Below are 16,359 nucleotides of genomic sequence, written 5' to 3' on the forward strand. Positions count from 1 at the left end.
CTCTCTTCATTGCGACGACGAACAGCGAATGATTCAGGTTACCGGCGCTGTACCCCCTCTCATCAAATCGGCTCTGGCCTTGGCTTGACCCAATCCTCCACAACCGGACGAGCCGGACTGCTGTTGACAATCGTTTCCACTTTTGTTGAAAATGAGTGTCATGAACGTACGTCCGATCCGCCCCGTTCGCTCCCGCCGCCGAATAACCACCGCCGCCGTCGCCATCGCCGCGACGCTCGGCCTGGTCTCCCTCTCCGCCTGCTCGGCCATGAGCTCGAACGGCCGGACCGCGGATGGAAAGCTGCAGGTCACAGCGTCGTTCTATCCCCTGGAATTCCTGGCGAAGGAGATCGGCGGCGACCATGTGAAGGTCACCGGCCTCACCAAGCCCGGCGTCGAACCGCACGATCTCGAGCTCACCCCCCGGCAGACCGGCTCGCTGGCCGACGCGGGCGCGATCGTCTACCTCAAGGGCCTCCAGCCCGCCGTGGACGCGGCTATCAAGCAGTCCGGAAACAAGCACATCGCCGACGCGGCCTCCCTCACCTCCCTGGAGAAGCACGGGAACGAGGTCGACGGCCACCACCACACCACCGGCGACAACCACTCGGACTCTTCCCACGATGAGGGTCACGAGGGGCACAGCCACGAGGACGGCGGCGCCGACCCCCACATCTGGCTGGACCCGGTGAAGTACGCCGAGGTCGCCAAGGGCGTCGCCAGGACCCTCGGCGAGGCGGACCCGGACCACAAGGCGGACTATGAGAAGAACGCCGCCGCGCTCGCGACCAAGCTGGACGCGCTGAACAAGAAGTTCGCCGAGGGCCTGAAGAACCGCGCCTCGGACACCTTCATCACCACCCACGCCGCCTTCGGCTACCTCGCCGAGCGCTACGGTCTGACCGAGGAGGCGATCAGCGGCGTCGACCCGGAGTCCGAGCCCAGCGCCGCCCGGATGAAGGACCTCCACAAGCTCGCCGAGGACCACCACGTCAGCACGGTCTTCTTCGAGACGCTCGCCAACCCCGCCACGGCGAAGACCCTGGCGAAGGACCTGAACCTGAAGACCGACGTGCTCGACCCGCTCGAGGGCATCACGGACGAGTCCCGGGGCCACGACTACTTCGAGGTCATGGAGTCCAACCTCGTCGCCCTGAAGAAGGCGCTCGGTACCAAGTGAGCACAGCGAGTACCTCTGAGGAGGAGGCAGCCATGGAGCAGCCTGTCATATCCCTGCGCGGGGCCACGGCCTCGCTGGGCTCGCGCCCCGTCCTGCGCGGCGTCGACCTGACCGTGCGGCGCGGCGAGGTCGTCGCCCTGCTCGGCGCCAACGGCTCCGGCAAGTCCACGGCCGTCCGGGCCATCGTGGGCCAGGTGCCGCTGACCGGCGGTGAGCTGGAGCTCTTCGGCACCCCGCGCCGGCGCTTCCGCGACTGGGCCCGCGTCGGCTACGTCCCCCAGCGCACCACCGCCGCCGGCGGGGTGCCCGCGACCGTGCGCGAGGTCGTCTCCGCGGGCCGGCTGGCCCGTACGAAGCTGGGGCCGACCCGCAAGGCGGACCGCGAGGCCGTGGTCAAGGCGCTGGAGCTGGTCGGCATGGCCGACCGGATCAAGGACTCCGTGAACGCCCTCTCCGGCGGCCAGCACCAGCGGGTGCTGATCGCCCGCGCGCTGGCCGGCGAACCCGAACTGCTGATCATGGACGAGCCGATGGCCGGCGTGGACCTCGCCAGCCAGGAGGTGCTGGCGAGCGCCCTGCGCGAGGAGGTCGGCCGCGGCGCCACGGTCCTGCTCGTCCTCCATGAGCTGGGCCCGCTGGAGCCGCTCATCGACCGCGCGGTGGTGCTCCGCGACGGCTGCGTCGTCCATGACGGCCCGCCGCCCAAGGCCGTGGGCCAGCACGCCCTCCCCGGCCACGACCATGTGCACCCGCACGCCGACCCGTCCGCGGAACCGATCAGAACGGGGCTGCTGAGCTGATGGACATTCTCGAACTCGCCTTTATGCAGCGGGCGCTGCTCGCCGCCCTGCTGGTGGGCGTCACCGCGCCCGCGATCGGCGTCTACCTCGTGCAGCGCCGCCAGGCGCTGATGGGCGACGGCATCGGCCATGTCGCCCTCACCGGTGTGGGCCTGGGCTTCCTGCTCAACGCCAGCCCGGTGTGGGTCGCGACGATCGTCTGTGTGATCGGCGCCGTGATCATGGAGCTGATCCGCTCCTACGGCAAGGCACGCGGCGACATCGCCCTCGCCCTGCTCTTCTACGGCGGCATGGCGGGCGGTGTGATGCTGATGAGCCTCGCCCCCAACGGCTCCAACGCCAACCTCACCACCTACCTCTTCGGCTCGATCACCACCGTCTCGCAGCAGGACATCGTGGCGATCTGCGTCCTGGCCGCGTTCGTGATCCTCACGACGGTCGGGCTGCGCCGGCAGCTGTTCGCGATCTGCCAGGACGAGGAGTTCGCACGCGTCACCGGCCTGCCGGTGCGCCTGCTGAACCTGCTGATCGCGATCACCGCCGCGCTGACCGTCACCGTCGCCATGCGCGTCGTCGGCCTGCTGCTGGTCAGCGCCCTGATGGTGATCCCCGTGGCCGCCTCCCAGCAGCTCGCCCGCAGCTTCGCGACGACCTTCGCCATGGCCGTGGCCATCGGCGTCCTGGTCACCCTTTCGGGCACGGTCACCTCGTACTACGTGGACGTCCCCTCGGGCGCGACGATCGTCCTCATGGCCATCGGCGTCTTCCTCGCGCTCACCGCGCTCGCCACCCCCCTGGCGAGGAAACGCGCGGACCGCGCGGTCGCCGAGGAGCGCTGCACCCTGGACGAGCCCACCACCGGCCCGGCCACCGACGACGTCCGGGTCTGATCCGCGGGCCTGGCACAATTGTCGTGGCAACACCCCCGGTGGGAGCGTTGCCACGAGTGTCACGAGTGTTCAGGCGAGCTTGAGGAGGCAACTGTGGTGACCGCCGGTCCCCCGGTACGCGGCCGAGCCACCAAGCAGCGGGCGGCCGTCGCGGCGGCCCTCGACGAGGTGGACGAGTTCCGCAGCGCGCAGGAGCTCCACGACATGCTCAAGCACCGCGGCGCCTCCGTCGGCCTGACCACGGTGTACCGCACCCTCCAGTCCCTCGCCGACGCCGGCGAGGTCGACGTCCTGCGCACCAGCGAGGGCGAGTCCGTCTACCGCCGCTGCTCCAGCGGCCATCACCACCACCTCGTCTGCCGCGCCTGCGGCAAGGCGGTCGAGGTCGAGGGCCCGGCCGTCGAGAAGTGGGCCGACTCCATCGCCGAGGAACACGGCTTCGTGGACGTCGCCCACACCATCGAGATCTTCGGCACCTGCGGGGACTGCGCGGCAGCGGCCAAGGGCTGAGCGCTCGCCGCCCACCGCCCGCCAAAACCGTTGTGGGGTGCTTCCGGAATCCTCCGGAAGCACCCCACAGGCTTTTCACTGCTCCTGCGTCAGCAGCTCCTCGTTCGGGATCGCCCCGCCGAAGCGGCGGTCGCGCTGGGCGTACTCCAGGCAGGCGCGCCACAGGTCGCGGCGGTCGAAGTCGGGCCACAGGACGTCCTGGAAGACCATCTCGGCGTAGGCGCTCTGCCAGATCAGGTAGTTGGAGGTGCGCTGCTCGCCGGAGGGGCGCAGGAAGAGGTCGACGTCCGGCATGTCCGGGTAGTAGAGGTACTTGGCGAGGGTCTTCTCGTTGACCTTCGACGGGTCGAGACGGCCCGCCCGCACGTCCTCCGCCAGTGCCTTCGCCGCGTCGGCGATCTCGGCGCGGCCGCCGTAGTTCATGCAGAAGTACAGCGTGAGCTTGTCGTTGTTCTTGGTCTGCTCCTGGGCGATCTGGAGCTCCTTGGCCACCGAGCGCCAGAGCCGGGGCATGCGGCCCACCCAGCGGACCCGGATGCCGAGTTCGTCGAGCTGGTCACGGGTCTTGCGGATGAAGTCGCGGTTGAAGTTCATCAGGAAGCGGACCTCGTCCGGGGAGCGCTTCCAGTTCTCGGTCGAGAAGGCGTACAGGGAGATGCTGCCCACGCCCATCTCGATGGCGCCCTGGAGGACGTCGAGCACGCGCTCGGCGCCGACCTTGTGGCCCTCGGTGCGCGGCAGGCCGCGGTCCTTGGCCCAGCGGCCGTTGCCGTCCATGACGATCGCCACGTGCTCGGGGACGAGCTCGCCGGGGATCTTCGGGGGGCGGGCGCCCGAAGGGTGCGGGTCGGGGATGCGGTACTCGCGTCGGGGCCGGCCCAGAATCCCGCGTACAACCATGGGTGCCACTACTCCTTGATCCCTGTTTCGCTTAGTTCTCGACATACCTGAGCGAGCGAAGCCCCCGCTCCAGATGCCATTGCAGATAGGCCGCCACGAGCCCGCTGCCCTCCCGGACGTGGCGCGCCTCGCACGCGTCCGCCGTCGCCCAGTCCCCCGTGAGCAGCGCGCCCAGGAGCTCGATCGACTCCGAGGAGGGTACGACGCAGCCGGGCACCCGGCACTCCCCGCAGACCACACCGCCGGCGGCCGCGGAGAAGAACCGGTTCGGCCCGGGCATCCCGCACTTCGCGCAGGCGCCGAAGCTGGGCGCGTAGCCGTTGACGGCGAGGGAGCGCAGCAGGAACGCGTCGAGCACCAGGTGGGGGGCGTGGGCCCCGGAGGCGAGGGTGCGCAGCGCGCCGACGAGCAGCAGGTACTGCTGGACGGCGGGCTCGCCCTCGTGGTCGGTGAAGCGCTCGGCGGTCTCCAGCATGGCGGTGCCGGCGGTGTAGCGGGCGTAGTCGGTGACGATCGCGCCACCGTACGGAGCGATGGTCTCGCTCTGGGTGCACAGTGGCAGCCCGCGCCCCACGAGCTCGCTGCCGCGTGCGAAGAACTGGACGTCGACGTGGGAGAACGGCTCCAGCCGCGCCCCGAACTTCGATTTGGTGCGGCGTACCCCCCGGGCGACGGCCCGGACCCGGCCGTGGCCGCGGGTGAGGAGGGTGATGATCCGGTCCGCCTCGCCCAGTTTCTGGGTGCGCAGCACGATGCCGTCGTCGCGGAACAGACTCATGGAGTCATTCTCCCGTACGGGCGACGTGCCGGATGCCATCGTCACCGGAGCCTCATGGGCCCCCGTCCTCAATCCGCAATACACACGATGTGGTGAAATCCCTCCCGCGCCCGCCCGATATGTGCTCTCTTGAGAGGAGAAGCCACGACATCGTGGCCCGCCTCGGGGAGGGGGGTGCCGGCGCGTGCGCGTGTTCATCGCGGGGATCGACGGTTATCTCGGCTGGCCGCTGGCCCAGCATCTGGCCGCCCGGGGCCACGCCGTCGCCGGTGCCGACGCGCTGCTGCGCCGGGGCTGGGTGGCCGAGCGGGGCTCGGTCAGCGCCGTGCCGATCGCCCCGGTGTACGAGCGGCTCGCCGCGTTCCGTGAGCTGGCCGGCGAGCCCCTGCCGTTCTCGCCCCTGGACCTGCGGGACCACTCCGCCCTGGGCCGGGCCCTGGCGGGCTTCGCCCCGGACGCCGTGGTGCACCTCGCCGAGTGCCCGTCCGCGCCGTACTCGATGATCGACTTCCGGCACGCCGACTTCGTCCAGAGCAACAACGTCTCCGGCACCCTCAGCCTGCTGTTCGCGATGCGCGAGCACTGTCCCGGCGCCCATCTGGTCAAGCTCGGCACCATGGGCGAGTACGGCACGCCCGACCTGGACATCCCCGAGGGCTTCTTCGACGTCGAGTTCCGCGGCCGGCGCGACCGGCTGCCGTTCCCCCGGCAGGCGGGCTCCTGGTACCACTGGAGCAAGGTCTTCGACTCGCAGAACGTCGGCTTCGCCTGCCGGCTGTGGGGGCTCGCGGCGACCGACGTCATGCAGGGGGTCGTCTACGGGAGCTGGTGCCCGCCCGCCGACCCCCGGCTCAACAGCCGGCTGGACTTCGACGAGGCGTTCGGCACCGCGGTCAATCGTTTCTGCTGTCAGGCGGTGATCGGCCGCCCCATCACCCCGTACGGTCACGGCACCCAGAGCCGCGGCCTGCTGTCGCTCGCCGACTGCCTCCAGTGCCTCACGCTCGTCCTGGAGCACCCGCCCGCCCCCGGCGAGTACCGCGTCGTCAACCAGCTGCGCGACGTGCTGTCCATCGGCCGGCTCGCCGAGCTGGTCCGGGACGCCGCCCGGGGTCTGGGCCTCGACGCCCGCATCGCCGCCGTCGACAACCCGCGCGACGAGGCGGAGGCCCACCACTACAACCCCGACAGCGAGAAGCTGCGGGAGCTGGGCTTCAAGCCCTCGGCGCCCATCGGCACCGAGCTGCGGCAGATGATCGGCGATCTGCTGCCGCACGCCGACCGCGTACGGGCCCACGCCGACCGGCTCCCGCCGACCGTCCGCTGGCGCGGTCCCCGTACCTCTTCCGCCCCGAATCCAGCAGAAGATCCAGATCCAGCAGAGGAAGGAACCCGGAATGAGCCAGAAACTGCGGCAGATCATGACGGCGGTGGCGGAGGACCCCACCGCCCTGGGTGAGCTGCGCGACGACACCGCCGCCCTGGCCGAGCGCTTCGGCCTGTCCCCCGAGGAGCACGACCGGCTGGCCCTGGCCGACCGGCTGGCCCCCCGTACACCGGACGGGTACGCGCTCTCGACGATCACCCTCCACACCATCACCATCACCGGCGGCATCGGCCTGTGACGGCCACCCCGCCCGCGATCAGCGTGGTCCTGCCCGCGCGGGACGAGGGCGACAGGGTCGGGGCGACCATCGCCTCGGCCCTGGACGCCGCCGCCGGGCCGGACGGCGTCGAGTTCGTCGTCGTGGACGACTGCTCGGCACCCGGACGACGGCCGGTCGTCGGCGACGCCGCGGCCCGGCGCCGTACGACGATCGTCCGCTCCGCCCGGCACCTCGGCGTGGGCGCCGCCCGCAATCTGGCCGCCCGGCACGCCCGGGGCCGGGTGCTGTTCGTGACGGACGCGCACACCCGCTTCTCCGCCGGCTGGGACCGCGCGGCCACCCGGCTGCTCGCCCCGGAGCGGATCCTGTCCGTCACCATCCTGGACAGCACCTCGGCCTGGCGCGGCCACGGCTGCCGCCTCGTCGTCCCGTACATGGGCACGCGCTGGAACACGGCCGTCCCCGGGCCCACGCCCGAGGACCGGCGGGTCCAGGTCGCGTCCTCGGCCGGCACGGTCGTCGAACGCGCGCTCTTCGCCCGTCTCGGCGGCTATGACGAGGGGATGGTGCACTACGGCGGCTTCGAGCCCGAGTTCAGCGTCCGGGCGTGGCGGGCCGGCGCCGAGATCGTCCACACCACCGACATCGAGATCACCCACCGGTTCAAGCCCAGGGAGGAGGCGGCCTCCTTCGTCGGCGCGGCACGCACCGCGCTGGTCCACAACTGCCTGCGCTTCGGCACCGCCCATCTGCCGGAGTCGATGATCCTGGAGATGGTGCGGCTGCACGCCCTGGAGTTCCCGGAGCACATCCGCGAGGCGCTGGTCATGCTGGAGGAGCGCGGCGCCTGGCGCCGCCGCGAGGAGTTGGCGGCGACGCTCCCGCACGACTTCGCGTGGTTCGTGCGCCGCTTCGGCCTGCTCGATCAGATCGGCAGGCCGCTACCGGAGACCTGAAACGCTCAGGACGGCGTGCGCGCCGCCGCGAGGAGCCGGTCGGTGTCCTCGGGACAGATCAGCAGCGCCCGCCCCACCGTGGCCAGCACCTCCCGCTCCGCAGGCCGGTACGGGCCGTCGGCCAGGGCGATCCGGGCCCCCTGGAGCAGGATCTGCTCGCGGCCCGCGGGCGCCAGGTGCGGGGCCAGCGGCTCCAGGGCCTCGTGGAGCTCGATGGCCAGGGCCGTGCCGCAGGGGTCGAAGCCGTCGCGGCTCGCGTCGCCGGGCGGCGTCGCGTACCGCCCGGGCAGCCGTCCGGTGTCCGCGGCGAGCGCCTCGATCAGGGTGACGAGCTGCTCCTCGCTGCAGTCGGCGAAGCCGGCCGCCCGGACCGCGCCGACCGCCGCGCGGCGGACCGTGCGGGCCTCGGTGCCGCCCGCGGCCAGCACCGCGAGGGCCACCGTGTGCACGGCGTCGCGCAGCATCGCGGAGAAGCGGGTCGTGGTGGGGTGGTCGAGGACGTCCATGGCGTAGCGGCCGCGGCAGGCCGTGCACTCCACGATGGGCCCGACCGGGCCGCGCGGCAGCAGCGGCACCCCGAACGCGACAAGGCGGCGGCGCCCCGTGCGACGGTGGTAATTGCGGTCGCCACCGCAACCGGGGCAGAAGAACTCGCCGTCTCCGACAGTGCGCCAGACGGTGCGTACGCCCACCACACACCGGTCCGGGCTGTGTCGGCCTTGCGCGTGCATCACGGCGCACCTCCATAACGCCACGGCCTGGTCGCCGCGTTGACGTGATGTTAGCCACATCGTTGATGCCGCGTCAGTACCCCGACGGCCGAGTTGGGGCGGGTACTGGCCTAAGGCGCCGGCGAGCCCACCGGATGCGGTGTTTTCACCGGCGCCAGGTTGACGGACGGGAACGGGGTGTCAGACGCCGCGCGGACGGTAGGCGCGGTTCACCGCCGAGACGACGGCCTTGATCGAGGCCCGGGTCGTGTTGCCGTCGATCCCGATGCCCCACAGCACCTTGCCGTCGATCACGCACTCGATGTACGAGGCGGCCTGGGCGCTGGCGCCCTCGCTCATCGTGTGCTCGGTGTAGTCGAGCAGCCGGGCGTCGACGCCGATACCGGCCAGCGCGTCGAAGAAGGCCGAGATCGGACCGTTGCCCGTGCCCGTGAGCGCGGTCCTCTCGCCGTCGACGACCGCTTCGACGGTCAGCGCGTCGAGGCCGTCGGCGGTGGTGGAGGTCTGCGTGGAGCGCAGCAGCGCGATCCGGCCCCAGGCGTTGCCGTGCACCGGCAGGTACTCGTCCTGGAAGACGGCCCAGATCTCCTGCGGGGTGACCTCGCCGCCCTCGGCGTCGGTCTTCGTCTGGATGGTCTTCGAGAACTCGATCTGCATCCGGCGCGGCAGGTCCAGCTTGTGGTCGTGCTTCAGGACGTAGGCGATGCCGCCCTTGCCGGACTGGGAGTTGACGCGGATGACGGCCTCGTACGAACGGCCGACGTCCTTCGGGTCGATGGGCAGGTAGGGCACCGCCCACTCGATCTCGTCCACGGTCTTCCCGGCGGCGGCCGCGTCGGCCTCCATCGCCTCGAAGCCCTTCTTGATGGCGTCCTGGTGGGAGCCGGAGAAGGCGGTGTAGACCAGGTCGCCCGCGTAGGGGTGGCGCGGGTGGACCTCCATCTGGCTGCAGTACTCGGCGGTCCGGCGGACCTCGTCGATCTGCGAGAAGTCGATCTGCGGGTCGACGCCCTGGGAGAAGAGGTTCATGCCCAGGGTGACCAGGTCGACATTGCCGGTGCGCTCGCCCTGGCCGAACAGGCAGCCCTCGATCCGGTCCGCGCCCGCCATGATCGCCAGCTCGGCGGCGGCGACGGCGGTGCCCCGGTCGTTGTGCGGGTGCACGGACAGGCAGATGTGCTCGCGGCGGGACAGGTGCCGGGACATCCACTCGAAGCGGTCGGCGTGGGTGGAGGGGGTGGAGCGCTCCACGGTCGCCGGCAGGTTCAGGATGATCTCGCGGCCCGCCTCGGGCTGCCAGACGTCCATGACGCCCTCGCAGACCTCCAGCGCGAAGTCCAGCTCGGTGTCGGTGAAGATCTCCGGGCTGTACTGGTAGCCGAAGACGGTACCGTCGCCGAGGATCTTGTCGGCGTACTCCATCACCAGCCGGGTGCCGTCGACGGCGATCTGCCTGACCTGCTCGCGCGAGCCCCGGAAGACCACGCGGCGGAAGACGGGCGCGGTGGCGTTGTAGAGGTGGACGGTGGCGCGGTGGGCGCCGCGCAGGGACTCGACCGTCCGCTCGATCAGCTCCTCGCGGGCCTGGGTGAGGACGGAGATCGTCACGTCCTCGGGGATGGCGTCGTCCTCGATGATCGAGCGGACGAAGTCGAAGTCCGTGGCGCCGGAGGAGGGGAAGCCGACCTCGATCTCCTTGTAGCCCATGCGGACCAGCAGGTCGAACATCTCGCGCTTGCGGGCGGGCGACATGGGGTCGATCAGCGCCTGGTTGCCGTCGCGCAGGTCGGTCGACAGCCAGCGGGGCGCCTTGGTGATCCGCCGGTCCGGCCAGGTGCGGTCGGGGATCTCCACGGCGTCGTAGGGGCGGTACTTGTGCACCGGCATCCCGGACGGCCGCTGGGTGACGGAGGCGGCGGTGACGGGCGTGGGGCGGCCGACGGATACGGAGTGGTCGGGCATGGCGCGGAAGGCTCCTCGGATTGTCCTTGCGGGACGGCCGACGGGGCTGCTGATCGACGTGCGCGCAGCACCGGACTCCGCGGGGAGGGGGTCGGCCTTCGCTACAGACCCTCGCCGCGGCGGCTAAGAAGAAGCAGCACGTCACGCATGGTGCTCAGCAGATTAGCCGAGACGTCCGGGACGCGGCAGGGGCGTTTCAGCATGCGGGACGGGGTCCGGGGGGACACGGAACCTCCGCACTCGTTTGTGTTAATCCCCGCGCCGGGCGCTGACAAGGCGGGGACCCGGTGCCAGATTCGGCCCATGACTACCCAGAACCACGGGATCTTCTGCGGCATCGTCCCGCCGCACGTACTCGACCGGCTGGCCCAGTCCGAGGACCCCCGGCACCACGAGCCCGCGCGCCGTACGCTCGAGCACGACGGCGTCCTGCGCACCCGTCGCCGGATCACCGCGCTGCGGGCGACCGTGGACTCCTCGGCGGGCGCCCCGTCCGACAAGCCGCAGCGGACGATCTACGACGCCGGGCACCATGAGACCCTGCCGGGCCACAAGGTGCACGCCGAGGCCGACGCGCCCAGCAAGGACGCCACGGTCAACCGGGCGCACGCCGGGCTCGGCGCCACGTTCGACCTCTACCTCAAGGTCTACGGCCGGCACTCCATCGACGGCGCCGGCCTGCCGCTGAACGCCTCCGTCCACTACGGCGAGAAGTACGACAACGCCTTCTGGGACGGCGAGCAGATGGTCTTCGGCGACGGGGACGGCGATCTCTTCCTGGACTTCACCCTCCCCGTGGACGTCATCGGCCACGAGCTGACCCACGGGGTGACCCAGCACACCGCCAACCTGGAGTACTACGGCCAGTCCGGCGCGCTCAACGAGTCCGTCTCGGACGTCTTCGGCTCGCTGATCAAGCAGTACGCCCTCGGGCAGACCACCGACCAGGCCGACTGGCTGATCGGCCAGGGGCTCCTCGGCCCGGACGTCACCGGCCAGGCCCTGCGCTCGATGAAGGCGCCCGGCACCGCCTACGACGACGACAAGCTCGGCAAGGACCCGCAGCCGGCCACCATGGACCACTTCGTGCGCACCCCCCGTGACAACGGCGGTGTGCACATCAACTCCGGCATCCCCAACCACGCCTTCTACCTACTGGCCACCGCCCTCGGCGGCCACGCCTGGGAGCGCGCGGGGCACATCTGGTACGCCACGCTGACCGGCGGGGAGCTGGCCCCGGACGCCGACTTCGCGGCCTTCGCCCGGCTGACGGCGGCCTCGGCCCGGACCCTGTACGGGGAGGGGGACGCCGTCCAGGCGGTGCTCAAGGCGTGGAGCCAGGTGGGCGTCCCGACGGCATAGGGCCGGCCGGTCCCCGATGGGGGCCTCCCGGACCGGGAGTGACCGCGAGCCACGGGGTAGGGATGACGGCATGCGTATCGTCATCACCCGTACCGGCGGTTTCGCCGGCATCGAGCGCCGGGCCGAGCTGGACACCTGCGGCCGGCCCGACGCCACGCACCTGGAGGCCCTGGCCCACCGCGCCCTGGCGCCGGGCCGGGACGTCCCCGGACATGCCCGGGGCGTCCCGGACGGCTTCCACTACGAGATCAATGTGGACGGCCGCTCGGTCCACCTCGCGGACCCCCACCTCACCGAGGACCAGCGCGAACTGATCCGTACGGTCCTGAAGGAAGGCGCGTAGCGGCTGCGGGCCGTCGTGGGCTGATCGCGCAGTTCCCCGCGCCCCTTACGGGGCGCGGTACCGCTAGAAGCCCAGCTTCCGGAGCTGCTTCGGGACCCCTCCTGCCCGCCGCCCTCGCACCGCTCGGCCCTGGGGGGCCTCACGGGCTTCGGACGGCTGCGCCGGCCTCCGGCCGGCGGTGCCGGTTCGGCTAGAAGCCCAGCTTCCGGAGCTGCTTCGGGTCGCGCTGCCAGTCCTTGGCGACCTTCACATGCAGGTCGAGGTAGACCGGCGTGCCCAGCAGCGCCTCGATGTGCTTGCGGGACTTCATGCCGACCTCCTTCAGGCGGGCGCCCTTGGGGCCGATGATGATGCCCTTCTGGCTGGGCCGCTCGATGTAGACGTTGGCGTGGATGTCCAGCAGCGGCTTGTCCTTGGGCCGGTCCTCGCGGGGCAGCATCTCCTCGACCACGACGGCGATGGAGTGCGGCAGCTCGTCGCGGACGCCCTCAAGGGCGGCCTCGCGGATCAGCTCGGCGACCATGATCTGCTCGGGCTCGTCGGTGAGGTCGCCCTCGGGGTAGAGCGGCGGGCTCTCCGGCAGCAGCGGGGCGATCAGGTCGGCCAGCAGGGAGACCTGCTTGTCGCCGACGGCCGAGACCGGGACGATCTGCTTCCACTCGAAGCCGAGCTCCGTGGCGAGCTGGTCGATCGCGATGAGCTGCTCGGCGAGCTGCTTGGAGTCGACCAGGTCCGTCTTGGTGACGATCGCGATCTTCGGGGTCTTCTTGATCCCCGCGAGCTCCTTGGCGATGAACTTGTCACCCGGGCCGATCTTCTGGTCGGCGGGCAGACAGAAGCCGATCACGTCGACCTCGGCCCAGGTGGTCCGGACGACGTCGTTGAGCCGCTCGCCCAGCAGGGTGCGCGGCTTGTGCAGACCGGGCGTGTCGACCAGGACGAGCTGGGCGTCCGGGCGGTGGACGATGCCGCGCACGGTGTGCCGGGTGGTCTGCGGACGGTTGGAGGTGATCGCGACCTTCGTCCCCACCAGTGCGTTGGTCAGGGTCGACTTGCCCGCGTTGGGGCGGCCGACGAAGCACGCGAAGCCCGCGCGGTGGGGGGCCGGGGACGGGGAGGAAGCTCTATCCATACCCCATATTCTCCCCGATCCCCCGGCGGCCTCCGACCAGCGGCCGGGCGCGGCGCCCGGCCGGCCGTGCCGGCCGGCGCTCAGCCGGCCGTGACGACCGTCCCCGGCGTCCCGTCCGGGCCCGCCAGCAGCACGGGCGTCGCGGGTCCGCCCAGGTCGCGCACGGCGGCGCGGTCCTCGTCGGTGACGGCCGTCGCCTCGGAGACCACCGCCGCCGCCTCCAGGGACTTCGCCCCACTGGCCACGGCCATGGCCACGGCCGTGCGGAGCGCGCTCAGCCGCAGCGAGTCCAGGGCGACCGTCCCGGCGACGTACGTACGGCCGGTCTCGTCACGGACGGCCGCGCCCTCGGGCACGGCGTTGCGGGCGCGGGTGGCGCGGGCGAGCGTGATCAGCTTGCGGTCTTCGGGGTCCAGGGCATCCAGGGCATCCGTCATGCCCTGGAGCATAGGGGCGCCCCCGGCGGCGCCCCCGGGCGGCCTCAGCCGGCCACCGAGTACATCGCGCCGCGCCGGCCCTCGGGCGAGGTCAGCCACGCCACTTTCTCGGCCGTGCCGGTGCCCGGGACGGGGTTGTGCAGCACGATCGTCAGATCCGGGCGGGCCGGTACGCGCAGCTGGGCGCTCTCGAAGAGGAGGTCGCCCACGAGCGGGTGGTGGAGGGCCTTGCGCACCAGGCCCGCCGGGGAAACGTCACCGCGCGCCCATAGCTCCGTGAACTCCGGGCTCGCGGCGGAGACCTCGGCCAGCACCGCCTCGAAGCCCTCGTCGCCGGGGCGGTCCGAGCAGGCGGCGCGGTAGGAGGCGACGACGCGCGGGGCGTTCTCCGCCCAGTTCCCGGCGCGCGAGCGGTAGACGGGGTCGGTGAAGAAGTCGATCAGGCAGTTCTGCCGGTTCTCCGGGCGGAACCCGAGGATCACCCGGGCGGACTCGTTGTAGGCGACCAGGTTCCAGTACGGGTCCATGATGTGCGCCGGGGAGGGCAGCCAGCCGTCGATCAGCCGGCGCAGCCCGTCGCACAGGTACTCCGCGTCGTACTCGGCCTCGGGCAGCGGCGGGTTCAGCCCGGCCAGGACGTACAGGTGCCGCCGCTCGGCGCCGCCCAGCCGCAGCACCCGCGCGACCGCGTCGAGGACCTGCGGCGAGACGGTGATGTCCCTGCCCTGCTCCAGCCACTGGTACCACGAGGCGCCCACTCCGGCGAGGACCGCGACCTCCTCCCGGCGCAGCCCCGGCGTCCGGCGGCGGCCCCCGCCGTCGGGCAGCCCCGCCTCGGCCGGGGACACCCTGGCCCGACGGCTCATCAGGAACTCGCGCAGCTCATGACGACGGCGCGGCTTCTCCTGCGTCGCTACGGTCAACTCTCCCCCTTGCCTGGTGGTGCGGCCACCACCATAAGCGCGCACTCCCCAGGGTTGTTCCGCCCGGCGGAGGGTGAACGCATGGCGATCGACTCCCCTCCTCTCACCCCCGCGGCCGGGGCCGTGTCCCCCGGCATGACCACCCGCGACAAGCTGATCCTGATGGTGCTGTGCGCGGCGCAGTTCATCGTCGCGCTCGACTTCTCCATCCTGAACGTCGCGCTGCCCGTCCTCGGCGACGACCTGGGCATGGGCCAGGCCGACCTCCAGTGGGCGGTCACGGCCTTCGCCCTGCCGTCGGGCGGTTTCCTGCTCTTCTTCGGCCGGATCGCCGACCTCTACGGGCGCCGGAAGCTCTTCCTGGCCGGGCTCGTCCTCTTCACCCTCGCCTCCGCCCTGGCCACCGTCGCCTGGGACCCGGCGGCCTTCCTCACCGGGCGGGCCCTCCAGGGGCTGGGCGCGGCCGTGCTCGTGCCGACCGGGATGTCCCTGCTGACCACCACCTTCACCGAGGGCCCGCGCCGCGAGCGGGCGCTGGGCATCAGCGGCACCCTGATGTCCCTGGGCTTCACCATCGGCATGGTCCTCGGCGGTGTCATGACCGACTCGCTGGGCTGGCGCTCCACGATGGGGCTGCTGGCGGTGGCGGGCGTCGGCATCCTCCTCGCCGCGCCCGGCCTGCTGACCGAGTCCCGGCGTGCCGACCGTCCCCGGCTGGACCTGCCCGGCGCGGTGACGGTGACGGGCGGCCTGCTCGCGCTGATCTACGCCCTGTCGACCGCCGCCCAGCGGGGCTTCGGCGGCGCGGACGTCGTCACCGCGCTGGTCGCCGGCGCGGTGCTGCTGGTGGCGTTCGTCGTGGTCGAGTCCCGGGCGGCCGAGCCGCTGGTGTCCCTGCCGATGCTGCGCCGGCGGACGGTGGCCTGGGGGAACCTGGCCGGGCTGACCACGTTCGCGATGATGTCCTCGGTGATCTTCCTGCTCACCCTGTACCTCCAGGAGGTCCTGGGGCTCTCCGCCGTCCGCACCGGCCTGATCTTCGGTGTGACGGGCGTGGCGGCGGCCCTCGCCGGGATGACCGCGCCCCGGGTCATCGCCCGTTTCGGGGCGCGCGCCACGCTGGTGACGGGCCTGCTGGTGCAGGCCGTGTGCACGGCGGCCCTGCTGGGCCTGAGCGACGGCCCGGCCGGCGCCTGGCTGGCCCTGGTGGGCTCCTCGCTCGGCTGCGTCGGCCATCTGTGGGCGATCGTCGCGTACGGGGTGACGGCGACGTCGGGGCTGCCGGACGGTGCGCAGGGGCTGGCGACGGGGCTGGTCACCAGCTCCCAGCAGGTGGGGCTGACCATCGGCATCCCGCTGCTGAGCGCGCTGGCGTCGGCGCGGGTGTCCGCGCTGCGGGACGGGGGCGCCTCGTTCGCGGAGGCGACGCTCGGGGGCGTCCGGGTGGGCGTCGGGGTCGACGCGGCCGTGGTCGCTGTGGTGGCCGTGGCGGCGTTCGTCGGTCTGCGCCGAGCGCGCTGAGGGCGGATGCCGGTTCGGCACCGCCGACCACCCCGGCGGGGGTTGCGCGCCGTCGCGGCGGAGTGAGGCCCCGGTCCCGCCCTTTCACCGTTTCCGAGGGAGCTTCGCCCCCTCGTGCCCCCGGTCCGCGGCCGTGATGAGCAAGCCGCCCAGGATCGAGACGTTCGCGAAGAACGCCACCCGGTGCTGCATCCGCTTCGCCGGGTCCTCCTCTGTCCAGTACGCGTGACCCGCCAGGGTCGTGGGCACGAGGCTGGCGGCCAGGGCCAGGGCGGAGAGCCTGGGAAGGATCCCCAGGGCGAGCAGCCCGCCCGCCCCCAGGTGCAC

Annotated in this window: 17 protein-coding genes and 1 pseudogene; 10 read left to right on the forward strand and 8 right to left on the reverse strand. The window is 71.9% G+C overall.

The annotated features are described in order from the left end of the window. Positions 1 to 160: 160 nt before the first annotated feature. From K6I33_RS06765 to K6I33_RS06780, 4 genes are all read left to right on the forward strand, one after another. A complete protein-coding gene (locus K6I33_RS06765) occupies positions 161 to 1,180 on the forward strand; it encodes a metal ABC transporter substrate-binding protein (protein WP_229348803.1) in 1,020 nt (339 codons plus the stop codon). Positions 1,181 to 1,212: 32 nt separating this feature from the next. Continuing rightward, positions 1,213 to 1,980, forward strand: a complete 768-nt coding sequence (locus K6I33_RS06770; RefSeq protein ID WP_229348805.1) for a metal ABC transporter ATP-binding protein — start codon at positions 1,213 to 1,215, stop codon at positions 1,978 to 1,980. After that, complete coding sequence (locus K6I33_RS06775) at positions 1,980 to 2,870, forward strand: metal ABC transporter permease (protein WP_229348807.1); 891 nt, start codon at positions 1,980 to 1,982, stop codon at positions 2,868 to 2,870. Before K6I33_RS06770 ends, K6I33_RS06775 begins: the two co-directional genes overlap by 1 nt. Before the next feature lie 93 nt (positions 2,871 to 2,963). Further along, entirely contained in the window at positions 2,964 to 3,380 is a 417-nt protein-coding gene (locus tag K6I33_RS06780) for a Fur family transcriptional regulator (protein ID WP_229348809.1), read from the forward strand. A gap of 75 nt (positions 3,381 to 3,455) precedes the next feature. On the opposite strand, the gene K6I33_RS06785 is transcribed toward K6I33_RS06780, so the two are convergent. Both K6I33_RS06785 and recO read right to left on the reverse strand, forming a co-directional pair. Further along, the gene (locus K6I33_RS06785) at positions 3,456 to 4,280 is read right to left on the reverse strand and encodes an isoprenyl transferase (protein WP_229348811.1); all 825 of its coding nucleotides are present in this window, start codon (positions 4,278 to 4,280) and stop codon (positions 3,456 to 3,458) included. A gap of 31 nt (positions 4,281 to 4,311) precedes the next feature. Further along, positions 4,312 to 5,058, reverse strand: coding sequence for a DNA repair protein RecO (gene recO / locus K6I33_RS06790; RefSeq protein WP_189452132.1), 747 nt, complete (start codon positions 5,056 to 5,058; stop codon positions 4,312 to 4,314). 184 nt (positions 5,059 to 5,242) lie between these two features. Here recO and K6I33_RS06795 point away from each other — a divergent pair, with 184 nt between their 5' ends. Genes K6I33_RS06795 through K6I33_RS06805 form a run of 3 tightly spaced genes read left to right on the forward strand, consistent with a single transcriptional unit; the run spans position 5,243 to position 7,621 of the window. After that, positions 5,243 to 6,517: an NAD-dependent epimerase/dehydratase family protein gene (locus tag K6I33_RS06795; RefSeq protein ID WP_229348813.1), complete on the forward strand. Its 1,275-nt coding sequence runs from the start codon at positions 5,243 to 5,245 to the stop codon at positions 6,515 to 6,517. Beyond that, positions 6,456 to 6,683, forward strand: a complete 228-nt coding sequence (locus tag K6I33_RS06800; RefSeq protein ID WP_229348815.1) for a hypothetical protein — start codon at positions 6,456 to 6,458, stop codon at positions 6,681 to 6,683. The genes K6I33_RS06795 and K6I33_RS06800 overlap by 62 nt, the downstream gene beginning before the upstream one ends. Beyond that, a complete protein-coding gene (locus K6I33_RS06805) occupies positions 6,680 to 7,621 on the forward strand; it encodes a glycosyltransferase family 2 protein (RefSeq protein ID WP_229348817.1) in 942 nt (313 codons plus the stop codon). The genes K6I33_RS06800 and K6I33_RS06805 overlap by 4 nt, the downstream gene beginning before the upstream one ends. A 5-nt stretch (positions 7,622 to 7,626) precedes the next feature. Here the strand turns inward: K6I33_RS06805 and K6I33_RS06810 are convergent, their stop codons facing one another. Next, positions 7,627 to 8,352: a TerB family tellurite resistance protein gene (locus K6I33_RS06810; protein ID WP_126914037.1), complete on the reverse strand. Its 726-nt coding sequence runs from the start codon at positions 8,350 to 8,352 to the stop codon at positions 7,627 to 7,629. 180 nt (positions 8,353 to 8,532) lie between these two features. Next, a complete protein-coding gene (gene leuA / locus K6I33_RS06815; RefSeq protein WP_229348819.1) occupies positions 8,533 to 10,314 on the reverse strand; it encodes a 2-isopropylmalate synthase in 1,782 nt (593 codons plus the stop codon). Between the two features lie 303 nt (positions 10,315 to 10,617). Between leuA and K6I33_RS06820 the strand changes: the two genes are divergently transcribed. Together K6I33_RS06820 and K6I33_RS06825 are read left to right on the forward strand one after the other, a co-directional pair. After that, a complete protein-coding gene (locus K6I33_RS06820) occupies positions 10,618 to 11,676 on the forward strand; it encodes a M4 family metallopeptidase (RefSeq protein WP_229348821.1) in 1,059 nt (352 codons plus the stop codon). 70 nt (positions 11,677 to 11,746) lie between these two features. Next, positions 11,747 to 12,019 (forward strand): protealysin inhibitor emfourin, encoded by a 273-nt coding sequence (locus K6I33_RS06825; protein WP_229348823.1) that lies wholly within the window; start codon positions 11,747 to 11,749, stop codon positions 12,017 to 12,019. A gap of 190 nt (positions 12,020 to 12,209) precedes the next feature. Here the strand turns inward: K6I33_RS06825 and era are convergent, their stop codons facing one another. The 3 genes from era to K6I33_RS06840 all read right to left on the reverse strand — a co-directional run bounded on the left by era (position 12,210) and on the right by K6I33_RS06840 (position 14,454). Continuing rightward, positions 12,210 to 13,151 carry a GTPase Era gene (gene era / locus K6I33_RS06830; protein ID WP_229348825.1) on the reverse strand — a complete coding sequence of 314 codons (942 nt, stop codon included), beginning with the start codon at positions 13,149 to 13,151 and terminating at the stop codon, positions 12,210 to 12,212. 80 nt (positions 13,152 to 13,231) lie between these two features. After that, entirely contained in the window at positions 13,232 to 13,588 is a 357-nt protein-coding gene (locus K6I33_RS06835; protein WP_229348827.1) for a cytidine deaminase, read from the reverse strand. 44 nt (positions 13,589 to 13,632) lie between these two features. After that, complete coding sequence (locus K6I33_RS06840; RefSeq protein ID WP_229348829.1) at positions 13,633 to 14,454, reverse strand: helix-turn-helix transcriptional regulator; 822 nt, start codon at positions 14,452 to 14,454, stop codon at positions 13,633 to 13,635. Positions 14,455 to 14,592: 138 nt separating this feature from the next. On the opposite strand from K6I33_RS06840, the gene K6I33_RS06845 reads away from it, so the two are divergent. After that, a complete protein-coding gene (locus K6I33_RS06845; protein ID WP_374283655.1) occupies positions 14,593 to 16,032 on the forward strand; it encodes an MFS transporter in 1,440 nt (479 codons plus the stop codon). An 84-nt stretch (positions 16,033 to 16,116) separates the two neighbouring features. Here the strand turns inward: K6I33_RS06845 and K6I33_RS06850 are convergent. After that, positions 16,117 to 16,359 (reverse strand): annotated as a pseudogene (locus K6I33_RS06850) (DoxX family protein); the annotation flags it as partial.

This window comes from Streptomyces sp. UNOB3_S3 (assembly GCF_020740895.1).
Classification (GTDB): Bacteria; Actinomycetota; Actinomycetes; order Streptomycetales; family Streptomycetaceae; genus Streptomyces.

What these genes read in the sequence shown, in the direction of transcription:
- era (WP_229348825.1), bottom strand. Translation starts at nt 13,151, where the DNA reads ATGGATAGAGCTTCCTCCCCGTCCCCGGCCCCCCACCGCGCGGGCTTC.
- K6I33_RS06820 (WP_229348821.1), top strand. Translation starts at nt 10,618, where the DNA reads ATGACTACCCAGAACCACGGGATCTTCTGCGGCATCGTCCCGCCGCAC.
- K6I33_RS06810 (WP_126914037.1), bottom strand. Translation starts at nt 8,352, where the DNA reads ATGCACGCGCAAGGCCGACACAGCCCGGACCGGTGTGTGGTGGGCGTA.
- recO (WP_189452132.1), bottom strand. Translation starts at nt 5,058, where the DNA reads ATGAGTCTGTTCCGCGACGACGGCATCGTGCTGCGCACCCAGAAACTG.
- K6I33_RS06835 (WP_229348827.1), bottom strand. Translation starts at nt 13,588, where the DNA reads ATGACGGATGCCCTGGATGCCCTGGACCCCGAAGACCGCAAGCTGATC.
- K6I33_RS06825 (WP_229348823.1), top strand. Translation starts at nt 11,747, where the DNA reads ATGCGTATCGTCATCACCCGTACCGGCGGTTTCGCCGGCATCGAGCGC.
- K6I33_RS06840 (WP_229348829.1), bottom strand. Translation starts at nt 14,454, where the DNA reads ATGAGCCGTCGGGCCAGGGTGTCCCCGGCCGAGGCGGGGCTGCCCGAC.
- K6I33_RS06800 (WP_229348815.1), top strand. Translation starts at nt 6,456, where the DNA reads ATGAGCCAGAAACTGCGGCAGATCATGACGGCGGTGGCGGAGGACCCC.
- K6I33_RS06770 (WP_229348805.1), top strand. Translation starts at nt 1,213, where the DNA reads ATGGAGCAGCCTGTCATATCCCTGCGCGGGGCCACGGCCTCGCTGGGC.
- K6I33_RS06775 (WP_229348807.1), top strand. Translation starts at nt 1,980, where the DNA reads ATGGACATTCTCGAACTCGCCTTTATGCAGCGGGCGCTGCTCGCCGCC.
- K6I33_RS06765 (WP_229348803.1), top strand. Translation starts at nt 161, where the DNA reads ATGAACGTACGTCCGATCCGCCCCGTTCGCTCCCGCCGCCGAATAACC.
- leuA (WP_229348819.1), bottom strand. Translation starts at nt 10,314, where the DNA reads ATGCCCGACCACTCCGTATCCGTCGGCCGCCCCACGCCCGTCACCGCC.
- K6I33_RS06785 (WP_229348811.1), bottom strand. Translation starts at nt 4,280, where the DNA reads ATGGTTGTACGCGGGATTCTGGGCCGGCCCCGACGCGAGTACCGCATC.
- K6I33_RS06845 (WP_374283655.1), top strand. Translation starts at nt 14,593, where the DNA reads ATGGCGATCGACTCCCCTCCTCTCACCCCCGCGGCCGGGGCCGTGTCC.